This window comes from Streptomyces sp. Je 1-79 (assembly GCF_025195125.1).
Taxonomy (GTDB): Bacteria; Actinomycetota; Actinomycetes; order Streptomycetales; family Streptomycetaceae; genus Streptomyces.
This window is the reverse complement of record NZ_JAMGSL010000022.1, coordinates 35,407-50,709: the sequence shown is the minus strand read 5'-3', so window position 1 is coordinate 50,709 and position 15,303 is coordinate 35,407. Positions and strand designations below refer to the sequence as shown.

General features: G+C 72.8%; 14 protein-coding genes. 6 read left to right on the top strand and 8 right to left on the bottom strand.

All coding sequences use genetic code 11. From position 1 onward, the window contains the following. Positions 1-47: 47 nt before the first annotated feature. The 4 genes from M5362_RS32035 to M5362_RS32020 all read right to left on the bottom strand — a co-directional run bounded on the left by M5362_RS32035 (position 48) and on the right by M5362_RS32020 (position 4,182). A complete protein-coding gene (locus tag M5362_RS32035; RefSeq protein ID WP_260231411.1) occupies positions 48-494 on the bottom strand; it encodes a subtilase-type protease inhibitor in 447 nt (148 codons plus the stop codon). 425 nt (positions 495-919) lie between these two features. Further along, entirely contained in the window at positions 920-2,563 is a 1,644-nt protein-coding gene (locus M5362_RS32030; protein WP_260231410.1) for a transporter, read from the bottom strand. Continuing rightward, complete coding sequence (locus tag M5362_RS32025) at positions 2,560-3,444, bottom strand: ABC transporter ATP-binding protein (RefSeq protein WP_260231406.1); 885 nt, start codon at positions 3,442-3,444, stop codon at positions 2,560-2,562. The genes M5362_RS32030 and M5362_RS32025 overlap by 4 nt, the downstream gene beginning before the upstream one ends. A gap of 60 nt (positions 3,445-3,504) precedes the next feature. Beyond that, a complete protein-coding gene (locus M5362_RS32020) occupies positions 3,505-4,182 on the bottom strand; it encodes a bifunctional DNA primase/polymerase (RefSeq protein WP_260231405.1) in 678 nt (225 codons plus the stop codon). A 267-nt stretch (positions 4,183-4,449) separates the two neighbouring features. Between M5362_RS32020 and M5362_RS32015 the strand changes: the two genes are divergently transcribed. Continuing rightward, positions 4,450-5,832, top strand: coding sequence for a transcriptional regulator (locus tag M5362_RS32015; RefSeq protein WP_260231404.1), 1,383 nt, complete (start codon positions 4,450-4,452; stop codon positions 5,830-5,832). Positions 5,833-6,012: 180 nt separating this feature from the next. Next, complete coding sequence (locus tag M5362_RS32010; protein WP_260231403.1) at positions 6,013-7,536, top strand: hypothetical protein; 1,524 nt, start codon at positions 6,013-6,015, stop codon at positions 7,534-7,536. Between the two features lie 36 nt (positions 7,537-7,572). Here the strand turns inward: M5362_RS32010 and M5362_RS32005 are convergent, their stop codons facing one another. Then, positions 7,573-8,865 (bottom strand): ABC transporter substrate-binding protein, encoded by a 1,293-nt coding sequence (locus M5362_RS32005; protein ID WP_260231402.1) that lies wholly within the window; start codon positions 8,863-8,865, stop codon positions 7,573-7,575. A gap of 203 nt (positions 8,866-9,068) precedes the next feature. On the opposite strand from M5362_RS32005, the gene M5362_RS32000 reads away from it, so the two are divergent. Then, positions 9,069-9,515, top strand: coding sequence for a hypothetical protein (locus M5362_RS32000; RefSeq protein WP_260231465.1), 447 nt, complete (start codon positions 9,069-9,071; stop codon positions 9,513-9,515). Positions 9,516-9,561: 46 nt separating this feature from the next. Further along, positions 9,562-10,413, top strand: coding sequence for a formyltetrahydrofolate deformylase (gene purU, locus M5362_RS31995; RefSeq protein WP_260231401.1), 852 nt, complete (start codon positions 9,562-9,564; stop codon positions 10,411-10,413). Between the two features lie 31 nt (positions 10,414-10,444). Here the strand turns inward: purU and M5362_RS31990 are convergent, their stop codons facing one another. Both M5362_RS31990 and M5362_RS31985 read right to left on the bottom strand, forming a co-directional pair. Continuing rightward, complete coding sequence (locus tag M5362_RS31990) at positions 10,445-11,725, bottom strand: zf-HC2 domain-containing protein (protein ID WP_260231400.1); 1,281 nt, start codon at positions 11,723-11,725, stop codon at positions 10,445-10,447. Next, positions 11,722-12,303, bottom strand: coding sequence for a sigma-70 family RNA polymerase sigma factor (locus M5362_RS31985; protein ID WP_260231399.1), 582 nt, complete (start codon positions 12,301-12,303; stop codon positions 11,722-11,724). Before M5362_RS31985 ends, M5362_RS31990 begins: the two co-directional genes overlap by 4 nt. 219 nt (positions 12,304-12,522) lie before the next feature. Between M5362_RS31985 and M5362_RS31980 the strand changes: the two genes are divergently transcribed. Both M5362_RS31980 and M5362_RS31975 read left to right on the top strand, forming a co-directional pair. Continuing rightward, positions 12,523-12,930, top strand: coding sequence for an STAS domain-containing protein (locus tag M5362_RS31980; protein WP_261366757.1), 408 nt, complete (start codon positions 12,523-12,525; stop codon positions 12,928-12,930). An 87-nt stretch (positions 12,931-13,017) separates the two neighbouring features. Continuing rightward, the gene (locus M5362_RS31975; RefSeq protein WP_308354928.1) at positions 13,018-13,530 is read left to right on the top strand and encodes an EF-hand domain-containing protein; all 513 of its coding nucleotides are present in this window, start codon (positions 13,018-13,020) and stop codon (positions 13,528-13,530) included. Here M5362_RS31975 and M5362_RS31970 read toward each other — a convergent pair. After that, on the bottom strand, positions 13,517-15,040 hold the full coding sequence (locus M5362_RS31970; RefSeq protein WP_260231398.1) for a class I adenylate-forming enzyme family protein: 1,524 nt from the start codon (positions 15,038-15,040) through the stop codon (positions 13,517-13,519). The two genes, M5362_RS31975 and M5362_RS31970, sit on opposite strands and share 14 nt — an antisense overlap. Positions 15,041-15,303: the final 263 nt, after the last annotated feature.

Genomic DNA, 15,303 nt, shown 5'->3' with positions numbered 1-15,303 from the left:
CGGCCGCCGGGATGCCTCCCGGCGGCCGCCGCTCCACGCCCTGCGCGTCAGAACGTGAAGACCGAGGTCCTCGCCATTCCGGCGCGCATCTCGCACGCGTTGCCGTACGTGGCCGACCAGCTGACCCGCTTGCCGTCCCAGACGCCTTCGCCGGTGACCGTGACCGGGTCCCAGATGCGCGTACAGGGGGCGGCGGTGCTCCACGCCGTGCCCAGCTGGGCGAAGTCGCCGTTGATCGACTTCAGTTCCGCGCAGGCCGACTTGGGCGCGGGGTGGGTGCCGCTCGCGGTCGGGGCGCAGTTCAGCGTGACCGCCCGGTCGATCGTCGCCGTCGCCGCGGCCTCGCCCTTGCCGATCGTGAGGACGAGCGCTGACGGCGGGTACAGCCCGGCCGGCTCGGCCTGGGCGCTGCCGGACGTCGCGGCGACGCCGACGAGGGCGAGGCCGGTGGCGAGAGCCGTGGTGAGGGCGGTGTTGCGGAGGACGTAACGCACGGGGGTTTCCCTTCGAGGCGGGTGCTTCTTGATTGCGCCCCGGAGTCTTGTCGGCGCGGAGGGTGATCGCACATCCGTCGCCGCTTTCCGGTCACGACCGAACGTTCGGGCTGTTCGGGAGGGGTGTCGGCGTGTTCGAGAGCGCTCCACGGGCCGGTCGTGCAACCTCGAACGACCGCCTGACCTGCGGAGTTGTGAAATTTGTTCGAAATTGGAGCAGTTGTCGGAAGCCCTGTTCGACCGGAAGCCGGTCCTACGGGGCTCGCCGTCGGCGACTTCACCGACGACGGCGAGCGGACCGACGGCGAGTGGAGGGGCCTGAACGGCGCCTTCTGACAGCGGAACAGCGCGCCTTCCCACAGCAGTACGGGCGGCCGGTCCCTCGGACCGGCCGCCCGCCTCACCTTCGGCTTCCCGTCAGGCCGTCACCCCTTGCTGACCGCCGTCAGGATCTCCGGCAGCCGCGACGCCGTCGCGGGCGCCGCCAGCTTCAGGCCGCCCCAGGCGAGCAGGGCGCCGTACGCCGCCCCGGCCGGCAGCAGGATCCAGAGCAGGGACTCCTGGTCGGTCAGATGGAGGGCGATCGTCGCCCCGATCACCGGGGCGCACAGCAGCGCGCCGCCGAGCATGCCGCCGAAGATCGAGATCCACGCCAGACCGCCCTGCCCCGGCGCGACGTTCTTGTACGCGCTGTCCTGCGGGATCGAGTACGGGAACCGCGCCGAGGTCACCGCGCCCGTCGCCAGCATCGCGCCGAGCAGCGCGAACGCCAGGCCCAGCGCCTCCGGAAGGGACTCCCAGTCGCCGAGGACCGCCGCCGTCGCCGCCGTCACCAGGACCGTGTACGGCAGGGTGATCAGCAGCAGGGCGTACGCCCGCGCCCGCAGTTCGGCGTACGCCTCCTTCGTCGTCGAGATCGTCTGCGCGACCATCCAGAACGCCGAGGTGTCCTGCCCGAACTGGTTGTACATCTGGATGCCGAGCATGCCGGAGGCGAAACAGGCGAAGTAGAGGGAGCCCGTGCCCTGGAGGGCGTTGAACAGCGGCACGATCGCGCCGATCGCGAGCGACGTGATCCACGCGGCCTTCGTCTTCGGGTCGCGCGCGATGTAGCGCAGGCTGCGCTCCATCACCGTTCCCGTACGCCCGCCCGGCAGCAGCCGCCCGAGCAGTCCCGTGCTCGCGCGGTCCCGGCCGCCCGAGTCCGCCGCGCCGATCGTCGAACCGTCCGGGGCGGTCATCAGCTTCACCAGGCTCCGCTGCCACCAGTACACCAGCGCCCCGAGGGCGACGGCCGTCAGCAGCAACCGGCCCGCCGCCAGGGCGTAGTCGCCCTCGCTCGCCGAGTCGACCGCCCCGATCGCCGAGGCGGGCGGCAGCCAGCCCACGACCGCCGCGGCCGGTTCGAGCGACGAGAGGCCGCCGGCGCGGCTGAGCCGCTGCGCCCCGAAGTTGACCACCTGGATCCCGACCGCGATCACCAGACCGCTCAGTACCGCCAGGTCACGGCCCTTGCGCGAGGTCAGGAGCCGTACGTTGGCGGCGGCGACGGCCCGTGAGAGCGCCACGCACACCAGGACCAGCAGCGGCACGGCGAGCAGCGCGGCCACGACACCCGCCGTGCCCCGCGCCAGCGCGAGGGCCGCGCCCACCCCTATCAGCAGGGTGAACACGGGCCCGACGCCCACCAGTGAGGCCACGAGCAGCGCGCGCACCAGCGGCCGGGGGCGCAGCGGCAGCATCACGAGCCGCGAGGGGTCGAGCGTCTCGTCGCCGGTCGGTACGAACAGCGGCATCACGGTCCACGAGAGCGCGAGGACCCCGGTCAGCAGGATCGTGATCGAGTCGGCGTCCCCGTTGCCCCGCAGCAGGACGAAGGCGAGCAGCATCACCGCGGCGAAGAGGGCGGAGACGACGATCGACGTCACGTACGCGGCGGTCCGGCCGGCCGACTGCCGCAGGCCGTTGCGGAGCAGCGACAGCTTCAGCCGTACGAAGACCGACGTCAGGGAGGGCGCGGCGGAGGGGGAGGGCGTCAGGGAGGGGGAGGCCGGGGCGACCGTCGTCATCGGGCGGTACCGCCGCCCAGCCAGTCCAGGGAGTCCCCGGCCGCTTCCCGCCCGTTCGCGCCCACCAGCTCCAGGAACGCGGCCTGGAGCGACGGCGCGTCGCCGCGTACGGCCGCGAGCGGGCCCTGGGCCCGGATCTGGCCGGCGGCCATCACCGCGACCCAGTCGCAGAGGGACTCCACCAGCTCCATCACATGGCTGGAGAAGACGACGGTGGCGCCCGAGGCGGTGTACCGCTCCAGAACGCCCCGGATCGTCTGCGCCGACACCGGGTCGACGCCCTCGAACGGCTCGTCAAGGAAGAGGACTTCTGGGTTGTGCAGCAGTGCGGCGGCGAGCCCGATCTTCTTGCGCATACCGGTGGAGTAGTCGACCACCAGCTTGTTCTGCGCGCCCGTCAGGTCGAGTACGCCGAGGAGCTGGTCGGCCCGCTTGTCGACCTCGGCACCGGGCAGCCCCCGCAGCCGCCCGCTGTACGCGAGGAGTTCGCGGCCGGAGAGTCTCTCGAAGAGCCGCAGCCCCTCGGGGAGGATCCCGATCCGTGCCTTGACCTCGGCCACCGACTCGGGGTCGCGCCAGACGTCGTGCCCGGCGACGAGGACCCGCCCCGCGTCGGGCCGCAGCAGGCCGGTGATCATGGAGAGGGTGGTGGTCTTGCCGGCGCCGTTGGGGCCGACGAGACCGATGAACCTGCCCGCCGGCAGGACGAGATCGATGCCGTTGACGGCGATCTGCTGTCCGAAGCGCTTCCACAGCCCCTCGACACGCACGGCGGGCACCGCGTCGTCCTGGTCGTGGGATGCGATGCCCGCCGTCGGCCCGGCGCCCGCGCGTGCGGCGCCGCCCTCTTCGTGTACTCCGTCGAATGCCTGGTCAGGCATGGTGCGTCAACCCTCCGGTTGTCCCCGTACTCCGTACGAGCACACCCTAGGGGCCGCCCCTCACGGCCTGCGAGCCCTCGCGGCCGCGGCTTCCCGCCCGCAGGCGTAGGCGAGGGGGCTGATCAGCTCCTCGGCGTCCGGGAGCCAGCGGTTCGCCGGGGTGGGCCGCCTCGCCCACTGCACCGCGCCGTGCCCGCCGACCCGGGTGGGCGGGGCCGCCACGTAGAACCCCTCGCCGCGCGTGGTCAGGTCGATCGACGCCGGGGTCCAGCCCAGCTTCCGTACGAGATCCGGGACCTTGGTGGCGGCGCCCGGCAGGACGAAGAAGAACATCCGGCGGTCCGGCGTGCACGTCACGGGGCCGAGGGTGAGCTCCATGCGCTCCATCCGCGCGAGCGCGAGGAAGCCCGCCGACTCCGGGACCTCGATCGCGTCGAAGGTGCGGCCGGTCGGCAGCAGGATCGACGCCTTGGGCTGCTTCGACCACATGCGCCGCGCACCGACCGCGCTGCCGGTCGCCTGGGTCGACCAGTCGGGCCTGGCCGGGTGGGCGCCGGGGGTGACGCACTCCTCCACGCCGCAGGAGCAGCGCTCCCGGCCCTCGACCGCCTCCAGCCAGGTCCCGGGGAACACGTCCCAGTGCCGCTCTTCCGCATACCGCACGGCGCAGTCCAGCAGCTGCTCGCCTCGCTGCTTGGGGATCTGTGCGGCTTCCGTGACTCCGATGGTCTCATCCACGGTGAACTCAACTCCCGCCGTCACCTGGGGTTACGGGCGGGGCGCCGCGCTGTCTGGAGCATCGATCCTGCACGGCGGGGCGCATGGGTGCACGGACGGGGGCGCGCGTGGGGCCGGGGAGCGGTGGAGGGGTAGCCAGAGGTGGGGGGTGTCGGCCGGCTGCCCGTGGCCGATCCGTCCGGTTTCGCGTGTTCACATCGGCATTGACCGGATATCCGCCGGGCAGTGATCAGTTCTCTTCGATCGCACCGGCCTCAGGGGGTAGTCATGTCAGCCAGGCCACTCGTCGCCCGTCAGCCGAACGAACGGCTGCAGGCGCTCATTCAGGAGGCCGCGTGTTCCAACGCCGGTCTCGCCCGCAGGGTGAACATGGTCGGGTCCGAGCGCGGACTCGATCTGCGGTACGACAAGACGTCGGTGGCGCGCTGGCTGCGCGGGCAGCAGCCGCGCGGGCGGGCGCCGGGGATCATCGCGGAGGCGCTGGGCCGCAAGCTGGGCCGCACGGTCACGATCGACGAGATCGGGATGGCGAACGGCAGGAACCTGGCGGCGGGCGTCGGGCTGCAGTTCTCGCCGACGGTGCTGGGCGCGATCGAGCAGGTCTGCGAGCTGTGGCGCAGCGACGTGGGGCGCAGGGACTTCCTCTCCGGGTCGACGGTGGCGGCCTCCGCGCTGGTGGAGCCGAGCCGGGACTGGCTGATCACGGGCGCGGACGCGCACGTGGCCCGGTCGGCCGGGGCGCGGGTGGGGGCCTCGGACGTGGAGGCGGTCCGGGCGATGACGGACGCGCTGGTCGACCTGGACCGGAGGTTCGGCAGCGGGCACGTGCGGCCGGTGGTCGTGCACTACCTGAACAGCGTGGTGGCGGGGCTGCTGTCGGGCTCGTACCGGGAGGCGGTCGGCCGGCAGCTGTTCGCGGCGGTGGCGCGGCTCACGGAGCTGGCGGGGTACATGGCCGTGGACACCGGGCAGCCGGGGCTCGCCCAGCGGTACTACATCCAGGCGCTGCGGCTCGCGCAGGCCGCGGGCGACCGGGGCTACGGCGGCTATGTGCTCGCCGCCTCCATGAGCCACCTCGCGGCCCAGCTCGGGAACCCCCGGGAGATCGCCCAGCTGGCGCGGGCGGCGCAGGAGGGCGCACGGGGGCGGGTGACGCCGCGCGCGGAGGCGATGTTCTACGCGGCGGAGGCGCGGGGCCACGCGCTGCTCGGGGACGCGCACTCCTTCGAGGCGGTCGCGGGTCGGGCCGTACGGGCCCTCGACCGGGCGGATCCGGAGTCGGGCGACGACCCTTCGTGGATCGCCCACTTCGACCACGCGTATCTCGCCGACGAACTGGCCCACTGCCACCGGGACCTGGGGCAGGCGACGGCGGCGGCGCTGGCGGCGGAGGAGTCGCTCGTCGGCCATCCGCAGACGCGGGCCAGGCGGCGGGCGATCGGTCTGGCGCTGCTCGCCTCGGCGCAGGTGCAGCGGCGCGAGGTGGAGCAGGCCTGCCACACGGGGACGCGGGCTCTGGAGCTGCTCGCGACGCTGCGGTCCTCGCGCGGCGCGGAGTACCTGGACGATCTCAAGGAGCGTCTGGAGCCGTTCGCGCAGGAGCCCGCGGTGCGCGAGTTCGGGGCGCGGCTGGAGCTCCACGCGGCCTGACCTGGTGTGACGGGGGTCACCGTCAAAGCAAGCACGGTGGGGCGATCGGGACGTGGTGGTACGGGAGTTGAGAGGGATGTCGTTGTGGGTCTGTTACCGGGCTCACACGTGTGTGCACGGCGCCGGACGCACCCGGTAGCGTGAACCGACGATTCCGTAGGTCCATCAGTAGGAGTCCCGGTGACGCAGAGCGGACAGGGTCCGGAGCCGCAGTATCCGGCGGTACGGCCCACGCACGAAGGTGTCGTGCTGCCCGCGGAGGGCGGCGTGGAGACCGGTCAGGGCGCGGGCCCGACCGGGGGTCAGCCGTGGGGCGGCGCCTGGGGCCCCGGTGGGGGACCGCAGGGTCAGCAGCCCCCGTCGTCCGGGCAGCCGCTGCCGCCGGCCCAGCCGCTCCCGCCGGAGGCCGTACCGGGCGGCGCCTCGGACATGCAGGCGACGCAGTACATCGCGCCGGTCCCGCCGCAGGGCGCCCAGCCCGCCGGGCCGGGTCCGATGCCCGGGCCGATGCCCGGGGCGCAGGGCGGGATACCGGGCGGGCATCCGATGCCGTCCCACACCCCGCCGCCCGGCGGCTACGGGTACCCGCACCCGGCCGCTCCGGCGCAGCCCGGCCCCCAGGGCGGCTACGGCTACCCTCCCGCGGCCCCCGTGCACCAGGCCCCCGCGCACCAGCCCCCCGGGCCGTCCGCCGGCGACATGCAGGCGACCCAGCACATCCCGCCCGTCGCGGCGCAGGGCGGCGGCTCGGACACCCAGTTCCTCGGTACGGGGCCCCTGAGCCGCCAGCAGCCCGCCGGGGCGTCCGACGCGACGCAGTACATCGCTCCCGTACCGTCGCAGACGCACGGTGAGCGGCAGCCGCCCGCCGAGTTCGACAACCTCTTCCGCAGCGACGCGACGCAGCACATGCCCCAGCAGCAGCCGCCGCAGCAGCCCCGGCAGCCGCAGTTCCAGCAGCCGCAGTACACCCCCCAGCCCTCTCCGCAGCAGCAGTTCCAGGCCCCCGCCCCGGCCGCCTACCAGGGCGCGTACGACGACGGGTACGACGACGAGCCCGAGCCGCGCCGCCGGTCGCCCGTCGCCCTGATCGCCGCCGTCGTCGTCGGCTGCGCGGTCGTCGGCCTCGGTGCCGGTGCGCTGCTCAGCGGCGGGGACGACAAGAAGGACAAGGGCCCCGCGCAGAACGTGGCCGCCAGCTCCGGCACCCCGTCGGCCGCCCCGACCGGCAAGGCGGCGGCCGACCCGGCCGAGCCGCAGGCCAAGGAGCTCGACAAGCTGCTCGCGGACAGCAACAACAGCCGTGACGCGGTGATCCGTTCGGTCGAGAGCATCAAGCAGTGCAAGAACCTCGACCAGGCCGCCACCGATCTCCGGGACGCCGCCGGTCAGCGCCGCGGCCTGGTGACCCGGTTGCAGGGTCTGACGGTCGACAAGCTTCCGGACAACGCGGCGCTGACCGCCGCCCTCACCAAGGCGTGGCAGGCCTCGGCGTCCGCCGACGACCACTACGCCGCCTGGGCGGACCAGGTGAAGGGCAACAAGAAGCTGTGCAAGGGCGGCAAGGCCCGCAACACCCCGCACACGGCCGAGGCGGGCAAGAAGAGCTCCGACGCCACGATCGCCAAGCGCGAGGCGGCGTCGCTGTGGAACCCGACGGCCGGCAAGTTCGGACTGTCGCAGCGGACCCCCACCCAGCTGTAGGGCGGGGGCCCGCCGCGGGCCCGGCACGCGGGGGCGCTACGGGGCGCTGAGGACGGTCTCGCCGACGTCGACGAAGCCGGGCTTCTGCGCCACGAGCTGCCCCTTGCGGACCACTTGGAACGTCACCTCGTGGTTGACGATCCGGGGGAAGCGGGGTGCGCCGAGCATGTCCTCGTAACGCCAGCGCAGTTCGGGGGTGAGGCCGCCGGTGTCGACCTGTACACCGCGGTCCAGTGCGTGCGCCACGGCGCCCGCCGAGATCGAGTCGCTGTCGAGCGACTCGATCACCCTCTTCAGGACGGTGTACGCGATCCACGTCGTCTGGACGCCCGAGTCGGTCGGGTCGACCCGGTTGTCGGCGAACGCGTGCTCCTTGATCACCTTGCGCATCGGCGCCCAGCGCGCGTCGTTCGCCTCCGGGTACCAGCCCGTGACGTACGCGCCCTCGAAGGGGCTGTGCGCGCCGCCGGTGCGGTCGATGACGGGCTGGCTGACGCTGCCGAGCACGGAGGAGATCCGTACCTCGCCCTCGTCCTGTCCCTTGCCGTCGCCCGAGCCGCCCGAGCCGTCCTCGTCGGCGGGGAGGCGGCGGAAGGAGTCGAAGAACGTCTGGGTGCGCTCGCCGAGCACGGCGGCGACGCAGCCGTCCTCGCTTCCGGCCTTGGCGCGGGCGCGGTCGGCCTGCGCGGTGTACTCGGCGGCGTCCTCGAAGGCCGGGATGTCGGTGGCGCCGTCGTGACTGCCCTTGCGGAGGCCGGAGTTGAGGAGGTCGGGCAGCTTGTCGCCGGCCAGGGTGTCGGGCCGGACGAGGGAGACCTTGCGGCAGGACTCGGCGAGCTGCCGGCCGTGACCGGCCATCAGCGAGGCGAGGCCGCCGTTCACCGGGTAGGAGAGCGGGCTGGTGAACTCGTCCTCGGCGATGCCGTAGCCGCCGATGTACGGGATCTCGGCCGCCTCCAGCGGGGCCATGAACGCGCGCCCGTTCTGGCTGTACGAGCCGACGACCGCGACGACGTCCTCGCGGACGGCCCGGCGGGCGCACTCCGCGGCCCCGGCGGAGGTGTTCTTCTCGTTGCAGGTGAGGATCCGCAGCTCGTGGCCGTCGATGCCGCCGGAGGCGTTCACCCAGCGGGCGAAGGCCTGGGCCATGGCGGGCATGCCGGGCTGGTTGGTGGCACGGGTGCCGTCGGGGGCCCACGTCATCACCGTGACGGGCTCCCTGGACCCCCCCGCGGTCCCAGGGAGCACCCCACAGCCGGTGAGCAGCGACGCCCCGGCCGCCGCCGTCGTGACATACGCGAGGAGTGAGGTCAGTCGCCTACCGGTCATGGACACGCACAATTCCGCCCCACGGGTAACGCAGAAGTGAGCGGGGTTCAACGAAGGGTGACGTGAAGGTGAATTGCCGGGGTCGGCGAGTGGGGAGCAGGGGCCCGGTCCGCCGATCTTGAAGGGGAACGTACGATCGAACGGTGTCCAGTCCAGTCTCAGCTTCGGTGAACTCTTCCCGTCGCGGCCGTCGCTCCTCCACCATGGGCGGCATGCCGCTCAATGACATGCCGTGGTGGCGCTGGCGCAGCAATGTGCGCTCGGCGCTGCACATGCTCTCCGACCCCGGGTTCCACGAGACCACCTGGCTGGCCGGCCACGAGGGGTACGGCGACGTCACCGACGCCGTCTACCGCCTGGTCGAGGACACGTGGCTCGACAACTGGTCCGCCGAGAAGTACGTCGGGACGATCTTCCGCGACTCCGGCGAGGCCGCGCTGGTGGACGTGGCCGTGCTGCGGGTGCTGCGGATCATGCACCAGGTGGGCCCCGACGCGCCGTTCTCGGCGTACATGGAGCACCACGGGTGGCCGGAGGCCGTCCGCGCCGCTCGCGAGGCGCACATACGGATGGCGACCGCGGACGGCGAGGACCCCGACACGCCCCCGCGCTCCCTGGACGTGCTCCGTATCATGACGCGGTCCGCCTGACGGACGCCGGACCTGCCGTCACGGCGGGGTGTGGCACCCTACGGGGATGACCGACCAGTACGTCCTCACGCTCTCCTGCCCGGACAAACAGGGCATCGTGCACGCCGTGTCGAGCTACCTGTTCATCACGGGATGCAACATCGAGGACAGCCAGCAGTTCAAGGACCGGGACACCGGCCTGTTCTTCATGCGGGTCCACTTCTCCGCGGAGGAGCCGGTGACCGTGGAGAAGCTCCGGGCGAGCTTCGCGGCGGTCGGCGACTCGTTCGTGATGGACTGGCACATCAACGGGGCCGACGAGCGCATGCGCGTCGTGCTGATGGTCTCGAAGTTCGGCCACTGCCTGAACGACCTGCTCTTCCGCTCGCGGATCGGTGCGCTGCCGGTCGAGATCGTCGCCGTGGTCTCCAACCACACGGACTTCTCCGAGCTGGTGAGCTCGTACGGCATCCCGTTCCGGCACATTCCGGTCACGAAGGACAACAAGTCGCAGGCCGAGGCCGAGCTGCTCGACCTCGTGCGCGAGGAGAACGTCGAGCTGGTCGTGCTCGCCCGCTACATGCAGGTCCTCTCCGACGACCTCTGCAAGCAGCTGTCCGGCCGGATCATCAACATCCACCACTCCTTCCTGCCGAGCTTCAAGGGCGCCAAGCCCTACCACCAGGCGCACGCCCGCGGTGTGAAGCTGATCGGCGCGACGGCCCACTACGTGACGGCCGACCTCGACGAGGGCCCGATCATCGAGCAGGAGGTCGAGCGGGTCGGCCACGAGGTCACCCCGGACCAGCTCGTGGCGATCGGCCGCGACGTGGAGTGCCAGGCGCTCGCCCGCGCGGTGAAGTGGCACGCCGAGCGCCGCATCCTCCTCAACGGCCGCCGCACCGTCGTCTTCGCGTAGGCCTACGGGTGGGGGCGCCGTCCCCGGGCCGCTACAGCCGGCTCAGGGACGCCGCCGCGAACAGGACGTCGCGGATCGCCTCACGGTCGCCGTCCTGGCCCGCCGCGGCCTCCTCCGGCGGGACATGACCCGCCACGAGCTGGCAGAACTCGACCCCGTCCATCGCCACCTGGGCCACCGCGTGGTCCGGGGAGCCGACGGCCGCCGGGGAGTCCAGGGCGATGTACCAGTGGCCGCCGCCCGAGCCCTCCACCTCCAGGTGGAGCGAGCGGCCCGGGGCGCCCGCCTCGACCAGATGGCGCGGCGGAGAGGCCAGCCCCGCGCGGCGCCGGCCGGCCAGCGCCGCCGGCAGCAGCCGCGCCGCCAGGTCGATCATGCCGTGCAGATGCGCGCCGCTCGGCGGGTCGTACGGGTACGCCACCGCGTTCGCGATGTCGTCCGCGTGCACCCAGCACTCGAAGGCCCGCTCAAGCAGCGAGTCCCGCATCGGCAGCGCGAAGTCGCCGTACGTCACCGTCAGGTCCGCGACGCCCCGCCCCGCGAACGACACCGTGCGGATCAGCGTGTGACTCTGCTCCCGCCACGGCTCGCGCACGCCCCGCGTCGGCGGGTGGTACGAGCCCTGCCAGTACGCCTCCGTGCGCTCCGACGGCGCCACCTCCGTGGCCTTCGGGCCCAACGGGTCGTCCAGGCCGAGTGCGGTGGCCACCAGACCGTCCACCGTCAGCAGATGGCCTATCACCCCGGCCACGGTCGTCCTGCGGTTCACCGGCCGCTCGCCCTCGAACCATTTCAGCCGGACCGGCGCGTGCCACTCCGATTCGCCGATGTCCCGCAGCAGCGCGTCGAGCCGGGCCGTCTTCGCGTCGTACGGAGTCGCCCAGGAGGGCACGGGGATACGGGCCGGGCGGCGGCCCAGACAGTTCTCCAGGACCCGGGAGCGCAGCAGCGGATCGAGGTCCAGATCCCGCTCGGAGTGCAGCAGCCCGACCGCGTCCCGCAGCCGCAGCGCCTCGTCCGCGCACGGGGCGCACACGGTCAGATGGTCCTCGACCGCCTGGGTCTCCTCCGGCGAACACGCCGACAGCGCCCACGCCCCGAGGAGGGACTTGAGCACGCCGTGCGGCGGGGGCGGGGGAGGAGGCGGAGGCAGGGGAGCGAGCGGCGGCAGGGCCGCGGGCTCCTCGATCCGCTCGGGCGTGGCCACGGCGGCGCTACCCGTCAGGTCCGCGTGGTCGTCCGCGGCGGGCCGCGGCCCCGGTATGCGCGGGGCGCGCGCCACGCCGTCGGGCTCGTCGTCCGGCCCGTTCACAGCGAGCGTCCGTAACCGGGCGGCGAGGAGCCCTCCAGCGGGCGGGTGTTCGCCGTCGAGAGCAGCTGCAGCCCGAGCCGCAGCCGACGCCGCGCCTCGTCCTCGGTCACACCGAGATCCGCCGCCGTCTGGCGGTAGTCGCGCCGCTGGAAGTAGGCCAGTTCCAGCGCGGCCCGCAGCGGCGCCGGCATCGACGTCACGATGTAGTCGGCGCGGGCCGCGACCGAGGCCCTGCGCACCTTCTGCTCCAGCTCCTCCGCCGAGCCCTCGCCGGTCTCCGCGTACGCCGTCGCCTCCGTCTGCCGCAGCCGGTGCACGGCCTGCCGCTGGGTCAGCCTGGCGACCCACGAGCGCATGCTGCCCTGCTTGGGGTCGTAGGCGTCGGGGTTCTCCCAGATGTAGCCGAAGACCTCGCGGGTGACCTGGTCGGCGGCGCTGTCGTCGTCCAGGACGCGGTGGGCGAGGCTGTGCACCAGGGAGGCGAACCGGTCGTAGAGCTCTCCGAGCGCGGCGGCCTCACCGCGCGCGAGCCGCTGCTGCATCCTGCGGTCCCAGCGCGGTGGTGTGTCCTTCGCCATGCGTTGCCTCCGGAGCTGTTCGGCGGCCCTCCCGACCCGAGTTCTCCGTCCAAAGTAGTGCGCCGCCCGAGAGCGCACGCCCCTTTGTGACAAGTACGCCTCCGCGGCGGGGTCCGATGGTAAGGAAAGCGTCATCCATGAAGCGAAGGGTTTCGACGAGCGGTGGCGGGGCAGCGGGAGGGGACGGGAACGAATGCCTCCGCTTGAAAGCGCTGCCGCATGAATCTGCTTCCGCTCGAAGGGCACGATCGCGTGAACCTCCACGTCGAAAAGGACGAGCAGGACCCCTGGACCGTGCTGCGGATCAGCGGGGAGCTGGACCTGATGTCCTCGCCCCTGGTCAGGAGACGTGTCCACGACGCCGTCGCGGGTGGCCGGCACGATGTCGTCCTCGACCTCTCGGGCGTGCTCTTCTGCGACTCCAGCGGTGTGGGCGTGCTGATCGCCTCGCGCCGGCTGATGCGTTCCTGCCAGGGCCGGCTGCGCGTCGTCCTGCCCGAGCGGGGCTCGGAGGACGCCTCGCACGTCAACCGGGTCCTCGCCGCGCTGGGCGTACGCCGCCTCTTCGACGTCTACGGGGACGCGGAAGCCGCCGTGGACGACGAGGCCCAGCCGCTCTCGGCCTAGGGGTCGTCTCCGGCCCCCTCGGCGCGTCTCGACAGGTGGACGCCGTCCCTCTCGGCACGGCGGCCCGTCTCGTCGTACCCTCCCGGAATGGAGCCCATGGAACCCGAGCAGGAACCCGCAGAGGTCTACCAGCGCCGGATCGCCCGCCGCTTCGCCGCGTTCGACCAGGACGGCGACGGGACCATCTCGCGCGAGGACTTCAGCACGGCGGCGAAACGACTTCTGAACGAGTTCGACGTCTCGTTCCGCTCCGACCGGGGGCAGGCGCTGTGCGACGGCGCCGAGGCCTTCTGGCAGGGCATGGCGGGGATCGCCGACGTCGACGGCGACCAGAAGGTCAGCCGTGAGGAGTTCCTCGGCGGCGCGGTGAAGCGCCTGCACGACCATCCCGAACGCTTCGCCGAGATCGCCCGCCCGTTCGTGCACGCCGTCCTCGCCATCGCCACGACCCCCGCCGACGTGGAGCGCGCCCTGCTGGCCCTCGGCATCACGCCCGTCGGGGCCGCGATGAGCGCCCGCACCCTGCCGACCGCCGCCTCCGGCTCGGTCGACGAGGGGGAGGCGGTCACGGCGTTCGCCCGCTACTTCATGACGGCGTAGCCGCGCCGGATCCGTACCGCTCGCGGAGCTTGTACTTCAGCACCTTCCGCAGGGTCTCGTTGCGCGGCAGGGCCTCGACCACCTCCAGCTGCTCCGGCAGCTTGTGGACGGAGAGGCCCTGGCCGCGCAGGAAGCCGGTGACCGCCGCGAGGGTCAGGGGCGCGGCGCCCGGCGGCTGCTCGACGACCGCGCAGACCCGCTCGCCGCGGTCGGGGTCCGGGAGCCCGACGACGGCCGCGTCGCCGACCCCCGGGTGCTGGTGGAGGAGGTCCTCGATCTCCTTGGCCGAGATGTTCTCGCCCTTGCGGATGATGATGTCCTTGATCCGCCCGGTGAGGACGAGATGCCCGCTCGGGGTCACGTGCCCCACGTCGCCGGTGATCAGGAAGCCGTCCTCGTCGAAGGCGGCGGCGCTCTGGGCCGGGTCCAGATAGCCCCGGCACACGGCCTCCCCGCGCAGCCGGACCTCTCCGCCCTCGGCGATCCGTATCTCCATGCCCGCCGGCGGGCGGCCCTCCGTGGTCGCGAGGTTCTCGACGGTGTCGTCCGGCGAGCCCATCGTGATCATCGGGACCTCGGTCATGCCGTAGCCGTGGGTGAGCTGACAGCCCATCTCCCGTACGACGGCGTGGTAGATCTCCGGCGGCTTGGGCGCACCGCCGCCCGCGAGCAGCCGCAGGCTCGGTATCAGCTTCTCGCCGGGCGGCAGCCTGCGCTGCTCGGCGAGGAACATCGAGTAGAAGGCGGTGGAGCCGCCCGCCACGGTCACGCCGTGCCTGCGGTACTCCGCCAGCGCGTCGGGCAGCGCGAACTGCTCGAACATCACCGCCGGGAAGCCGTAGAGCAGGAGCATCACCGTGTAGTCGGGCCCGGCGATGTGCGCGTACGGGAACGCCATCGAGCCGATGTCCTCCTCGGTCAGGTGCAGCGCGTGGGCGAGGCAGGAGCCGCCCGCGATGAGCGAGCGGTCGGTGTGCAGGACGCCCTTGGGATCCGAGGTCGTGCCGGAGGTCCAGTAGATCCACCGGACGTCCTCGCCCGAGGAGGGCGGGGGAGGCAGGACCGCCGGGTCGCCGTCGGGCAGCGTGCCGTACGCCTCGAAGACCCCCCGCGCGCCGAGCCGGCGGGCCATCTCCGTGTGGTCGAAGCCGCGCCACACGCCCGGCACGGCGAAGAACTCGGCCTTCGACTCGCGCAGCGCGAAGCCGACCTCGCGGTCCCGGTAGAAGGGGATGACCGGGGACTGCACGGCGCCGACGCGGGCGAGCGCGAAGGAGAGGACCGCGGTCTCGATCCGGGTGGGCAGCTGCCAGGCCACGACCGTCCCGGGCCGGACCCCCTTCCCGTACAGCCCGGCGGCGCACCGCTCGGCACGTTCCCGCAGCTCACCGAAGGTGAGCGAGCGGTCGCCCTGGAGGAGGACGGGCCGGTCGGGGGTGAGGGCGGCGCGGCGCTCGACCAGCTCCCAGAGGGTGCGGGAGGTGCCAAGGGTGTGTGCGGTGTCGGTCACGACGATCCCCTCTCCGTCCCCAACTGACGGTCAGTCAGATTGCCTGGAGAGCGTAGAGGCCCGCTGCTTGTCGGTCCAGAGGCGCGCGGCCGGCGTCGCTCGTCAGCCCTGTGCTCCCCTGCGCACTCGGGCCCGGCAGGGGGTCCCGCCGAGGGCGAGTGGCCTGAGCGTGCAGGCGGAAGCCTGCGCCCCGCACCTCTGGGCCGGTGCCGGCCGGTGGTGGGGGCTGCTCCGGCCCCCAGCCGAGTTCCCGGCCGGGGATC

Bases quoted from the DNA above. Each gene is read 5' to 3' on its own strand.
- M5362_RS31985 (WP_260231399.1), bottom strand. From the start codon at position 12,303: ATGGCGAAGGACACACCACCGCGCTGGGACCGCAGGATGCAGCAGCGG.
- M5362_RS32030 (WP_260231410.1), bottom strand. From the start codon at position 2,563: ATGACGACGGTCGCCCCGGCCTCCCCCTCCCTGACGCCCTCCCCCTCC.
- M5362_RS32005 (WP_260231402.1), bottom strand. From the start codon at position 8,865: ATGACCGGTAGGCGACTGACCTCACTCCTCGCGTATGTCACGACGGCG.
- M5362_RS32025 (WP_260231406.1), bottom strand. From the start codon at position 3,444: ATGCCTGACCAGGCATTCGACGGAGTACACGAAGAGGGCGGCGCCGCA.
- M5362_RS32000 (WP_260231465.1), top strand. From the start codon at position 9,069: ATGGGCGGCATGCCGCTCAATGACATGCCGTGGTGGCGCTGGCGCAGC.
- M5362_RS31975 (WP_308354928.1), top strand. From the start codon at position 13,018: ATGGAGCCCATGGAACCCGAGCAGGAACCCGCAGAGGTCTACCAGCGC.
- M5362_RS31980 (WP_261366757.1), top strand. From the start codon at position 12,523: ATGAATCTGCTTCCGCTCGAAGGGCACGATCGCGTGAACCTCCACGTC.
- M5362_RS32015 (WP_260231404.1), top strand. From the start codon at position 4,450: ATGTCAGCCAGGCCACTCGTCGCCCGTCAGCCGAACGAACGGCTGCAG.
- purU (WP_260231401.1), top strand. From the start codon at position 9,562: ATGACCGACCAGTACGTCCTCACGCTCTCCTGCCCGGACAAACAGGGC.